Raw genomic sequence first — 11,737 nt, 5'->3', positions numbered from 1 at the left:
TCGTCCCCGAGGCGACCGATCCCGCCGGCATCGCCGCCAAGATCGAGGCCGTCGCTGTCGCGCTGGACCTGCCCGCCGAAGGCGCCAAGCTCACCGCCGAGGTGGAAGCCAAGCTCGACGCCACCGAGGCCCGCGCAGCAGCCGTCAAGGAGCCGAAGCGCGTCCTCTTCATCCTCTCGCTCCAGGGTGGCAGTGTGATGGCCGGGGGCGAGGGGACCGAGGCCGAAGGCATCATCCGCCTCGCCGGAGGCGTCAATGCCGCCGCGGGGTTCCAGGGCTACAAGCCGATGACCGACGAGGCTGTCCTTGCCGCCAAACCCGACGCGATCCTGATGATGGACCGCGAGGGCGATCTCTCCATCGCCAATGCCGACATCCTGTCGCAGCCTGCGCTGTCGCAGACCCCGGCAGCCCAGACCTCGACCATCATCCGCATGGACGGGATGCTGCTGCTGGGCTTCGGCCCCCGCACGCCCGAGGCTGCCGACGCGCTCCACGCCGCGCTCTATGGCAGCGAAGGCTAGGCGGATGCTCTCGCTGACCGGCCCCCTTGCCGCCGACCGCCGCCCCAGCCGGGCGACGGTCAGCCTTGTGCTCACCGTCTTCGTCCTCGCCGCCTCGCTCCTGTCGCTGACCAGCGGCGCCGCGGGTCTCGGGCTGGGCGACCTGCTCGGCGCGCTCTTCGGCGAGGGCCTGTCCGCCCGCGACAAGGTCGTGCTCTACGATATCCGCCTGCCCCGCCTCGCCCTCGGACTGGCGGTTGGCGGCACGCTGGCGGTCTGCGGGGTCCTGCTGCAGGGCCTCTTCCGCAACCCGCTGGCCGATCCCGGCATCGTCGGCGTCAGCGCGGGCGCGGGTCTCGGCGCGGTCCTCTCCATCGTGCTGGGCGGCCTCCTGCCGTTCGGGATCGCCAGCACCTTCGGCCCCTCGCTGGTCTCGGTCGCCGCGGGCCTGGGCGGCTGGATCACCACTCTCCTCCTCTACCGCATCGCCACCAACGGCCGCCGCACCGATGTCGCGATGATGCTTCTTGCCGGGATCGCCCTCTCCGCCCTGACCGGGGCCGCGACCGGGGTGCTGACCTATGTCGCCGACGACCGCCAGCTGCGCGACCTGACCTTCTGGGGCATGGGCTCGCTGGCCGGGGCCACCTGGACCAAGCTTGCCGCCGCTTTGCCGCTGATGGGCTTCGCCCTTCTCGTCGCCCCCCGCCTCGCGCGGGGGCTGAACGCGCTGGCCCTGGGCGAGGCGCAGGCCGCCCACATGGGTGTCGACGTGCAGCGTCTGAAGCGGTTCGCGATCCTTGCCGCCGCGGCCGGGACCGGGGCCGCCGTTGCCGTCTCGGGCGGCATCGGCTTCATCGGCCTCGTCGTCCCCCATCTCCTCCGCCAGGCGCAGGGGCCGGACCACCGCCGCCTCGTGCCCCATGCCGCCCTTCTCGGCGCGGGGCTTCTGGTGCTGGCCGACCTCGTCTCGCGCACCATCGTCGCCCCCGCCGAACTGCCCATCGGCATCCTGACCGCGCTCTTCGGCGCGCCGGTCTTCCTGTGGATGCTTCTGCACAACAGCCTGTTGCGCGGGCGCTAGGATGCTGGAGATCCGCAATCTCTCCGTCCGCCTCGGGCGGCGTCCCGTGCTGCAGGACGTGACCCTCAGCACCCGCCCGGGCGAGCTTCTGGCGATCTGCGGCGCCAATGGTGCAGGCAAGAGCACGTTGCTGAAGGCCGTTCTGGAAGAGGTCCCCGCCCAGGGCACTATCCGCCTGAACGGCCACGAGGTGGGCAAGAGCCGCCCGGAAGCCCTCGCCCCGCAGCGCGCGGTATTGCCGCAGGACACCGACGTCGCCTTTTCCTTCACCCTGGCCGAGGTCGTCGCCATGGGCCGCGAGGCCGGTGATTTCGCCACCCGCCCCGAGGTCGACCGCCTCGCCCTTGCCGCCGTCGGCCTTCAGGGCCGCGAAGGCGACGATTTCCGCACCCTCTCCGGCGGCGAACGCCAACGCGGCCACCTCGCCCGCGCCCTTGCCCAGGTGTGGGAACCGGTCGGCCCGCAAGGTCCGCGCTGGCTGATGCTGGACGAACCCGTCGCCAGCCTCGATCTCGGGCACCAGCTGAAGGTGATGCAACTCGCCCGCAGCTTCGCCGACGCGGGCGGCGGCGTGGTGGCGATCATGCACGACTTGAATCTCTCCGCGATGTTCGCCGACCGCATGGCTTTTTTGGTCGATGGCCAGCTTGCCGCCATCGGCACGCCCGAACAGGTGATGCAGGAGCCGCTCCTCGAACGGGCCTACGGCTGCCGGATCTCCCTCAACGGCGCCCCGCCCGCAGGCCCCTGGCTCCTGCCGCAGAACTGTGCACCGGTCGCCGACTGACCCGCCGCCTCTCGACTCGCCCGCCCCCCGGGGGCATATCTTCCCCATGTCCCTGCCCAACGGATTCCTCGACGAGCTTCGCACCCGCGTCACGCTGTCCGCCATCGTCGGGCGGAAAGTCACCTGGGACATGCGCAAGTCAAACCTCGCCAAGGGTGATTTCTGGGCCCCCTGCCCCTTCCACCAGGAGAAGTCGGCCAGCTTCCACGTCGATGACCGCAAGGGCTATTACTACTGCTTCGGCTGCCACGCGAAGGGCGATGCCGTCACCTTCGTGAAAGAAGCAGAAAACCTCGGCTTCATGGAAGCGGTCGAGGTCCTGGCCCGCGAGGCCGGGATGACCATGCCCGCCCGCGACCCCAAGGCCGCCGAACGCGCCGACCGCCGGACGCTGCTCGCGCAGGTGATGGACGAGGCGGTCAGATTCTATCGCCTGCAACTCAAGACCAATGCCGGCTCCGCCGCCCGCAGCTATCTTTCCCAGAAGCGCCGGTTGAACGAGGCCGCCTGGGACCGCTGGGACATCGGCTGGTCCCCCGACAACGCACAGGCCGTGGTCGAGCACCTGCAAGCCAAGGGCATCAACTCCGACCTGATGACCGCCTCCGGCGTGGTCGCCAAATCCGACAGCGGCCGCCTCTACGACCGCTTCCACGCCCGCATCATCTTCCCGATCCGCGACGCGCGCGGCCGGGTGATCTCCCTCGGCGGTCGCAGCCTCGACCCCAACGCCCGCGCGAAATACCTGAACGGCCCCGAGACCGAGCTGTTCGACAAGGGCCGCAACCTCTTCAACCATGCCCCCGCACGGGAAGCGGCGGGCAAGGGCCAGACGCTCATCGTCGCCGAAGGCTACATGGACGTGATCGCGCTCTCCGAAGCCGGGTTCAAGGCCGCCGTCGCCCCCCTCGGCACCGCCGTCACCGAAGACCAGCTGCGCCTGATCTGGCGCATCGCCGACGAACCCGTCATCGCGCTCGACGGCGACACCGCGGGCCTGCGCGCCGCGCAGCGCGTCATCGACCTCGCCCTGCCGCTCCTCGAAGCCGGCAAGGCGCTCCGCTTTGCCATCCTGCCCGGCGGCATGGACCCCGACGACCTGATCAAGGCGCAAGGCGCCCCCGCCATGCAGGCCGTGCTCGACAGCGCAAGACCGATGGTGCAACTGCTGTGGCAAAGGGAAACCGAGGGCCGCGTGTTCGACAGCCCCGAACGCCGCGCCGCGCTGGACAAGACGCTCCGCGCCCACCTTGCCCGGATCGCCGACCAGTCGATCCGCAACCACTACGCCGACGAGATGAAGCGGCTCAGGCTCGACCTCTTCGGCACAGCCCAGATCCGTCCCTTCCAGCCCGGTCCCTTCCGCCCCGGCCGCGGCAAGTTCGCCCCGCCCGGCGGCGCGCTGGCCACCACCCGCTCCTCGCTCCTCGCGCAAGCCCAGGGCCCCGTCGAGGAAACCCTGCGCGAGGCCGTCATCCTCGCCACCCTCATCCTGCACCCCGCGCTGATCCACCGCTTCGAGACCGCGCTGGAACGGCTGGACCTTACCGGCGACGACCACGACACGCTCCGCCAGATGATCCTGGCCGGCGCCGAGATGCCCGACCTTCACGCCCGCATCGCCCAGTCCGCCCCCGCAGCCCTTGACGCCGTGCTGTCGCGCCCCCATGTCGCCATAGCCCCCCCGGTCCGCAACCTTCAGGACGACGATCTCGCCGCCCTGTGCCTGGCCGAAGAGCTTGCCAAACTGGAAGCCCGCCGGGGCGCGAGCCGCGAAATCGAGGACGCTATGGAGGATATGGATGGCCTGCCCGACGAGGGCCTGACCTGGCGCCTGTCCCAGGCCGCCGAAGCCCGCCACCGCTCGGAAAAAAGCGGCCAGAACGACAGTTCCGACCTCGGCGAAGACCGGGCCGCGCTGTCAAGACAATTGCAACGCCTGATCGACGATCAGGTCTGGGTCAAGAAGAACCGCTGATTCGCCCTTTCCCCCGCCCTGATTCGCGCTATTGAGTCGAACCAGCCCCCGCCTCTGATTCGCATTCCGCCCGATTCGCCTTACGGAGACCCCATGGCCCTCAAGGACACCGACGACGCCAAGCCGGAAACCGAAGACGCCGACGTCTCGCTCGACATGAGCCAGGCCGCGGTCAAGAAGATGATCGCCGATGCCCGCGAGCGCGGCTACATCACCTATGACCAGCTGAACACCGTCCTGCCGCCGGAACAGGTCTCGTCCGAACAGATCGAGGACGTGATGTCGATGCTCTCCGAGATGGGCATCAACATCATCGAGGACGAAGAGGTCGAGGAAGGCGAGCCCCCAGTTGCGGGCGAGTTGGTCGAAACCTCGACCAGCCGCGAGATCGCGGTCGCGGGCACCACCACCGAAACGCTCGACCGCACGGACGACCCGGTCCGGATGTATCTGCGTGAGATGGGCAGCGTCGAGCTTCTGTCGCGCGAGGGCGAGATCGCGATCGCCAAGCGGATCGAGGCCGGGCGCAACACGATGATCGCGGGGCTCTGTGAATCGCCCCTGACCTTCCAGGCCATCATCATCTGGCGCGACGAACTTCTCTCCGAGGAAATCCTCCTCCGCGACGTGATCGACCTGGAGGCCACCTTCGGCCGCAGCCTCGACGGCGAAGAGGGCGAGCTTGACGGCCCCGCCCTCGACGAGGTCGGCGTCGGCGCCGCCCCGCGCGGACCCAGCGTCGCCGAGCCCGAACTCGACGCCGACGGCAACCCGATCATGGCCGAGAGTGACGAGGACGAGGATGACGAAGCCTCGAACATGTCGCTCGCCGCGATGGAAGCCGCGCTGAAGCCGCGCGTACTGGAAACGCTCGACCTCATCGCCCGCGACTACGACAGTCTGGCCGACATGCAGGAAAGCCGGATGAACGCGACACTGTCGTCGTCCCAACGCTTCTCCACCGCCGACGAGGCCGCCTACCAGAAGCTGCGCTCGGAGATCGTGCTGCTGGTCAACGAGCTGCACCTCAACAACTCGCGGATCGAGGCGCTGATCGACCAGCTCTACGGCATCAACAAGCGTATCATGTCGATCAACTCCGGCATGGTGAAGCTGGCCGACGCCGCCCGGATCAACCGGCAGGAATTCATCCACGAATACCAAGGCTACGAACTTGACCCGACCTGGCTCGACCGCATGGCGCAAAAGGCCGGGCGCGGCTGGCAGGCGCTGATCGAACGCTCGCGCGACAAGGTGGAGGAGCTGCGCGCCGAGATGGCCCAGGTCGGCCAGTATGTCGGCGTCGACATCAGCGAATTCCGCCGGATCGTGAACCAGGTCCAGAAGGGCGAGAAAGAGGCCCGTCAGGCCAAGAAGGAAATGGTCGAGGCCAACCTGCGCCTGGTGATCTCGATTGCCAAGAAATACACCAACCGCGGCCTGCAATTCCTTGATCTCATTCAGGAAGGCAACATCGGCCTGATGAAGGCCGTGGACAAATTCGAATACCGCCGGGGCTACAAGTTCTCCACCTACGCAACCTGGTGGATCCGTCAGGCGATCACCCGCTCGATTGCCGACCAGGCCCGCACGATCCGCATCCCGGTCCACATGATCGAGACGATCAACAAACTGGTCCGCACCGGCCGCCAGATGCTGCATGAAATCGGCCGCGAACCGACGCCGGAAGAATTGGCCGAGAAACTCCAGATGCCGCTGGAGAAGGTCCGCAAGGTGATGAAGATCGCCAAGGAACCGATCTCCCTGGAGACCCCCATAGGCGACGAGGAAGACAGCCAGCTCGGCGACTTCATCGAGGACAAGAACGCGATCCTGCCGCTGGACAGCGCTATTCAGGAGAACCTGAAGGAAACCACGACGCGGGTTCTGGCCTCTCTCACGCCCCGCGAGGAACGCGTCCTGCGGATGCGCTTCGGCATCGGCATGAACACCGACCACACGCTGGAAGAGGTCGGCCAGCAGTTCAGCGTCACCCGCGAACGGATCCGCCAGATCGAGGCCAAGGCGCTGCGGAAGCTGAAGCATCCGTCGAGGAGCAGGAAACTGCGGAGTTTCCTGGACCAGTGATGGACAAACGCCGCGTGTCTCCGCTGACGAAGCAACGAGCTTTTGCAACGATTAAGCTCGTTGCAAAGGCGGTTCTTTCCGGCGAACAGGCGCTGACTTATTCGCAGCTGGCTCTACGCTTGGGCATGTCCAAGGTAAATGGTCAGGGCCTAAGCAGCTATCTGAACGAAGCTGCCGCTCTCTGTGCCGAACATTCGCTACCGAATGTCTCGGTCCTCGTGGTCTCGAAAGACAGCCTTGACCAAGGCAGACCGATGCCATCCGAGGGCTCGTTTACTGATGGCTTCTATGCAAGCACTGGTCTAACCAAAGCCGATATCCCGGCGGAGCAAGAGCGGGTCAGAATGTTCGATTGGAAGTCTGTTCGTTCGCTCAATTTGGAATAGCGAGCCCTAGCGTGGGCTGCAGCCTACCCTCTCACAAGGAGGGTTGCACCAACTCCACCCCACTCTCCGCCCCCTGCACCTTCTCTGCTGTGACGCACAGCAGGCGTGAGGCGTGTACTTGCAGGCCCATTTCCTTAAGCATGACTCATAGCCCCGGCACTGGGTCCCTTATCACCGTCAACCCTTCCAGATGGAACGGGATCACCTCGGCCAGCGCCACCTCGACCTTGGCCCCCGTCCGCCTTTCCCCACCTTGCGCCCCCTCCCCTCTCCGCCCCACACTCCATCTCAAACGGAGACCTCCATGCGCGCAGCTCTTTTCCTCGCCCTTATCGCCGCAAGCCCGGCCCATGCCGCCTGCCAGGGCGACGAGGCGTTTTCCTGCCGGATCGGCAAGAAGACCCTTGAGATCTGCTATTGGAAAGGCGCCCTGATCTACAGCTTCGGGCCTATTGGCAAACCCGAACTGACCATCGCCGAGCCGCTGGAAACCGCCCGCTACACCCCTTGGCCCGGCTTCAGCCGCTCGATCTGGGACAGCGTCGCCTTCCTCAACGACAGCACCACCTACGAGGTCTGGTCCTCCTTCGACCGGCTGGACGAAAACGCCGTGCTGGAAGGCGGCGTCAACGTGATTCAGGGCGACAAGACGCTTGCCACCCTGACCTGCGACAAGGGCAGCGTCGCCCGCAGCCTCGACGCGATCAGCGACCTCAAGGCCGGGATCGGCCAGTGCTGGATCCACGAAACCCAGGCCTGGGACAGCTGCAACTAGTTGGCCTCGACAAAGGGCCAGACCGGATAGTCCAGCCCCGCGGCCCGCAGGATGTCGCGCAGCCGCAGCGCCTCGGCCCGCATCGGGCCCGACCGCTCGGCCAGCCAGGGGTTCCGCACACCCCCCGCGTCGAATTCGGCGAAGCGCGCCTCCAGCTTCGCCCGCTTCCGCTCGGGGAACTGCGAATTGGCATGGCCCCGCGCGCGCTTCTCGGCGAATTCCTCCAGCGACTTCACCGCATAATGGTGCAGCGCCGCGACCGTCACATCGGGCGCCACCGTCGCGGTCAGCCCGTCGAACACCGCCTCCCGGCCCGAGGGCGTGACATAGCGCCCCTCCCGCACCGCGACCCGGTGGATGCCGGTCCCCGACATCCACTCCCTCCGGCCCAAAGCCTTGACCGTCCGGCTCTCCCGCGCATCCGCAGGCAGCGCATCGGTGAACCGCTCCACCACCGGCATCGCGCGCCAGGCCTGCTGCCCGCCGCTGCCGAACACCACCCAGTTGACCGCCACCGCCGTCACATCCGCCCCGAACCGCGACAGGAACGCCTCGATCCCGGCATCCCAAGGCAAGACCAGAAATTCATCTGCATCGAAGAAGGCCAGCCAGTCCGCCTCGGAATGCTTGCGCGCATGTTCATAGGCCAGCCGCTGCGGCCTTGCGCCCACCTCATGCGGCCAGCCCAGATGCACCAGCTCGCCCGCCTCGTCCAGCGCCCGCAGCACCTCTGACGTGCCGTCGCTGCTCTCGTTGTCGTAGATCAGGAAATCGTGGAACCCCAGCGCCTTGTAATGCGCCAGCCATTCGACGATCCCCCGGATCTCGTTCCGGACGATCCCGCACAGCGCAATGCGTTCCCCTGCCATGGGCAAGGTTCTAACCGGCCAGGCCAACCCCGATCAAGCCACCCCCGGGGTCAGGCCAGGTTGGCCCTGAAGAAGTCCAGCGTCCGGCCCCAGGCAAGCTTCGCCGCCGCGGCGTCATAGCGTGGCGTGGTGTCGTTGTGGAACCCATGGTTCACGCCGGGATAGATGAAGGCCTCATAGCGCACCCCCACCGCCTTCAGCGCCGCCTCGTATTCCGGCCAGCCCGCGTTGATCCGCTCGTCCAACTCGGCATAGTGGATCAACAGCGGGCATTTGATCTTCGGCACATCCGCCGCCGCCGGTTGCCGCCCATAGAACGGCACCGCGCCCGAAAGCTCCGGATAAGCCACCGCGCAGGCATTGGCGACGCCCCCGCCATAACAGAACCCGACCACACCCACTTTCCCGGTCGACCCCTCATGCGCCAGAAGCCAGTCCACCCCGGCAAAGAAATCGTTCATCAGCTTTGCGGGGTCCACCGTCGCCTGCAGCTCGCGCCCCTTCTCGTCATCGCCCGGATAGCCGCCGACCGAGGTCAGGCCGTCGGGCGCCAAAGCCAGGAATCCGGCCTTGCCCAGCCGCCGCGCCACATCCTCGATATAGGGGTTCAGGCCCCGGTTCTCATGCACGACCAGCACCGCCGGAAGCTTGCCCTCCGCGCCCGCGGGCCGCACCAGATAGCCGTTCACCGTGCCATGCCCCGCGGGCGAAGGGTAAGTCACCCGCTCCGTGACGATCTCCGGATCATCCGCGGCCACCTGCTCGGCCAGCGCATAGTTCGGCGACAGCATGTTCAGCAGCATCGCCGCCGTGACGCCGCCCACCGCCCATTTCCCCGCCCGGTCCAGGAACTCGCGCTTGGTGATCTTTCCATGGGCGTAGAAGTCATACAGTTCCAGCAGGTCCTGGTCGAAATCCTTCGCCGTCATCCGTGTCATCGGGCGGTTCATCGGTGCCTCCATCTGTGCTGAAGGCCAAAGGGTAAACCGGATGCAGGCGACGCCCGCACACGATGGCGTGAGTCCCCGCCGCCACACTCTGACCCGCAACATGCTGGGGGCTGAAACTTCTTCCTTCCCCAAATGCAAGCCAAGCCCCTATAGTCAGTGGCAGGAACCGGGGGAAACACCCGGCCTTGAGGCAGGACCAACCACAAAGCAAGGAGGGGGCCGATGCGCTGCCCATTCTGCGGCAACATCGACACGCAGGTGAAGGATTCCAGACCGGCCGAGGATCACGTCTCGATCCGCCGCCGCCGGTTCTGTCCGGCCTGCGGCGGCCGCTTCACCACCTACGAACGTGTCCAGCTGCGCGATCTCGTCGTGATCAAGTCCTCCGGCAAGCGCGAGGATTTCGACCGCGCCAAGCTGGAACGCTCGATCCGCATCGCGATGCAGAAGCGCCCGATCGACCCCGAGCGCATCGACCAGATGATCTCCGGCATTGTCCGGCGGCTGGAGAGCCTGGGCGACACCGACATCCCGTCGAAGACCATCGGCGAGATCGTGATGGAGTCGCTGGCCCGGATCGACACCGTGGCCTATGTCCGCTTCGCCTCGGTCTACAAGAACTTCCAGACGGCGGACGATTTCGACGGCTTCGTCAGCGAGCTTCGGCCCGGAGCCGCCGGGGAAGAGTGACCCCCCGTCCCGAAGACGCCATCCACATGGCCCATGCCCTGCGCCTCGCCGCGCGGGGCCTCGGCAATGTCTGGCCCAACCCGGCGGTCGGCTGCGTCATCGTCAAGGACGGGCGGGTCGTCGGCCGCGGCTGGACCCAGCCGGGCGGCCGCCCCCATGCCGAGGTCCGCGCCCTGGAACAGGCCGGGCCGGCGGCCGCGGGCGCCACCGCCTATGTCACCCTCGAACCCTGCGCCCATCACGGCCACACCCCGCCCTGCGCCGAGGCGCTGATCGCCGTGAAGGTCGCCCGCACCGTCACCGCCCTCACCGACCCCGACCCGCGCGTCTCGGGCAAGGGCCACGCCCTGCTCCGCGCCGCCGGGATCAGCGTCACCGAAGGCGTGCGGGCCGCTGAGGCCACCCGTCTCAACGCCGGCTTCCTGAAGCGCGTCACCCGGGGCCTGCCCTTCGTCACCCTGAAACTGGCCGCCAGCCTTGACGGCCGCACCGCCACCGCCACCGGCGAAAGCCGCTGGATCACCGGCCCGGAAGCCCGCCGCAAGGTCCACGCCCTGCGCCTTTCCCACGACGCGGTCATGGTCGGCTCTGGCACCGCACTCGCCGACGACCCCGACCTCACCGTCCGCGACATGGGCGCGCAAAGCCAGCCCGTCCGCATCCTCCTCGACCGGATGCTGAAACACTCCCCCGCCAGCCGCCTCGGCCGCACCGCCCGCGAACATCCCGTCTGGCTCCTCCACGGCCCCCATGCGCCGGACGCCGCCCACAGCGCCTGGGCCGCGACCGGCGCCACCCTGATCGAGGTGCCCGAGACCTCCGGGCACCTCGACCTCACCGCCGCCCTCCAGACCCTCGCCGCAAAGGGCCTCACCCGTATCCTCAGCGAAGGTGGCAGCACCCTCGCCGCCGCCTTGGTCAAGGCCCGCCTCGTCGACGATCTCGCCCTCTTCACCGGCGGCTTGCTGATCGGAGCCGAAGGCCACTCGGCCCTCGGCCCCCTTGCGCTCACTACCCTCGCCGACGGGCCACGCCCCTGCCTACAGGAAACCCAAGCCCTCGGCCCCGACGCCTTCAGCCTCTGGTCCCTCTGACCCCCGGGCCTTTCATCTTTGCCCAAATATCCCCGCCGGAGGCTCCTTCACCAACTCCCCGTCGAGGCCATGCTCGCCCAGGGCTCGGCCGGGTCCTTCGCCTTCCCGCGCTGCAGCAGTTCCACCGACACGTTGTCAGGCGACCGGACAAAGGCCATCCGCCCGTCCCGCGGCGGGCGGCTGATCAGCACCCCGTTCGCCTGCAGATGCGCGCAGGTGGCGTAGATGTCGTCCACCTCATAGGCCAGATGCCCGAAATGCCGACTGTCCGACGGCAGCCCGCTGTCCCCGTCCCAGTTGTAGGTCAACTCCACCGGGCAGTCCTCCTGCCCCGGAGGCGCCATGAACACCAGCGTGTAGCGCCCCGCCTCATCGTCGAACCGCCGCACCTCCTTCAGGCCCAGAAGCCGGTAGAAGGCCATCGACTTCTCCAGATCCTTCACGCGCACCATCGTGTGCAGATACTTGATGCCCATCTCATCCTCCATTCGTTCATCTAGCGGTATCACGCAGATCAACCGCAAGCTATAGTC

Annotated in this window: 12 protein-coding genes; 9 read left to right on the top strand and 3 right to left on the bottom strand. The window is 67.4% G+C overall.

Translation table 11 applies throughout. The features are described 5' to 3' along the window. The 7 genes from V7Q39_RS14745 to V7Q39_RS14715 form a co-directional block, all read left to right on the top strand. On the top strand, window positions 1–524 hold a 524-nt coding region (locus tag V7Q39_RS14745; protein WP_333817361.1), incomplete at its 5' end, for a heme/hemin ABC transporter substrate-binding protein. Between the two features lie 4 nt (window positions 525–528). Then, window positions 529–1,587 (top strand): FecCD family ABC transporter permease, encoded by a 1,059-nt coding sequence (locus V7Q39_RS14740; protein WP_333817360.1) that lies wholly within the window; start codon window positions 529–531, stop codon window positions 1,585–1,587. Window position 1,588: 1 nt separating this feature from the next. Next, a complete protein-coding gene (locus V7Q39_RS14735) occupies window positions 1,589–2,374 on the top strand; it encodes a heme ABC transporter ATP-binding protein (protein WP_333817359.1) in 786 nt (261 codons plus the stop codon). A 46-nt stretch (window positions 2,375–2,420) separates the two neighbouring features. After that, on the top strand, window positions 2,421–4,352 hold the full coding sequence (dnaG, locus tag V7Q39_RS14730) for a DNA primase (RefSeq protein WP_333817358.1): 1,932 nt from the start codon (window positions 2,421–2,423) through the stop codon (window positions 4,350–4,352). A 93-nt stretch (window positions 4,353–4,445) separates the two neighbouring features. After that, on the top strand, window positions 4,446–6,440 hold the full coding sequence (rpoD, locus tag V7Q39_RS14725; RefSeq protein ID WP_333817357.1) for an RNA polymerase sigma factor RpoD: 1,995 nt from the start codon (window positions 4,446–4,448) through the stop codon (window positions 6,438–6,440). After that, complete coding sequence (locus V7Q39_RS14720; protein ID WP_333817356.1) at window positions 6,440–6,826, top strand: hypothetical protein; 387 nt, start codon at window positions 6,440–6,442, stop codon at window positions 6,824–6,826. The genes rpoD and V7Q39_RS14720 overlap by 1 nt, the downstream gene beginning before the upstream one ends. 304 nt (window positions 6,827–7,130) lie before the next feature. Beyond that, window positions 7,131–7,601 carry a hypothetical protein gene (locus tag V7Q39_RS14715; protein ID WP_333817355.1) on the top strand — a complete coding sequence of 157 codons (471 nt, stop codon included), beginning with the start codon at window positions 7,131–7,133 and terminating at the stop codon, window positions 7,599–7,601. Here V7Q39_RS14715 and V7Q39_RS14710 read toward each other — a convergent pair. Both V7Q39_RS14710 and yghX read right to left on the bottom strand, forming a co-directional pair. Next, window positions 7,598–8,470, bottom strand: a complete 873-nt coding sequence (locus V7Q39_RS14710) for a glycosyltransferase family 2 protein (RefSeq protein ID WP_333817354.1) — start codon at window positions 8,468–8,470, stop codon at window positions 7,598–7,600. The genes V7Q39_RS14715 and V7Q39_RS14710 overlap by 4 nt on opposite strands. 50 nt (window positions 8,471–8,520) lie before the next feature. Beyond that, window positions 8,521–9,420: a YghX family hydrolase gene (gene yghX, locus V7Q39_RS14705; RefSeq protein ID WP_443082526.1), complete on the bottom strand. Its 900-nt coding sequence runs from the start codon at window positions 9,418–9,420 to the stop codon at window positions 8,521–8,523. Window positions 9,421–9,642: 222 nt separating this feature from the next. Here yghX and nrdR point away from each other — a divergent pair, with 222 nt between their 5' ends. Both nrdR and ribD read left to right on the top strand, forming a co-directional pair. Beyond that, window positions 9,643–10,110: a transcriptional regulator NrdR gene (gene nrdR / locus V7Q39_RS14700; RefSeq protein WP_333817353.1), complete on the top strand. Its 468-nt coding sequence runs from the start codon at window positions 9,643–9,645 to the stop codon at window positions 10,108–10,110. Between the two features lie 26 nt (window positions 10,111–10,136). Beyond that, complete coding sequence (gene ribD, locus V7Q39_RS14695) at window positions 10,137–11,204, top strand: bifunctional diaminohydroxyphosphoribosylaminopyrimidine deaminase/5-amino-6-(5-phosphoribosylamino)uracil reductase RibD (RefSeq protein WP_333817363.1); 1,068 nt, start codon at window positions 10,137–10,139, stop codon at window positions 11,202–11,204. Window positions 11,205–11,251: 47 nt separating this feature from the next. Here the strand turns inward: ribD and V7Q39_RS14690 are convergent, their stop codons facing one another. After that, window positions 11,252–11,680 (bottom strand): VOC family protein, encoded by a 429-nt coding sequence (locus V7Q39_RS14690; RefSeq protein ID WP_333817362.1) that lies wholly within the window; start codon window positions 11,678–11,680, stop codon window positions 11,252–11,254. Window positions 11,681–11,737 lie beyond the last annotated feature (57 nt).

This window comes from Tabrizicola sp., assembly GCF_036781545.1.
In the GTDB taxonomy this organism is placed as follows: Bacteria; Pseudomonadota; Alphaproteobacteria; order Rhodobacterales; family Rhodobacteraceae; genus Tabrizicola.
Note: the sequence above shows the minus strand (reverse complement) of the source record. Positions and strands in the feature narration are given on the sequence as shown.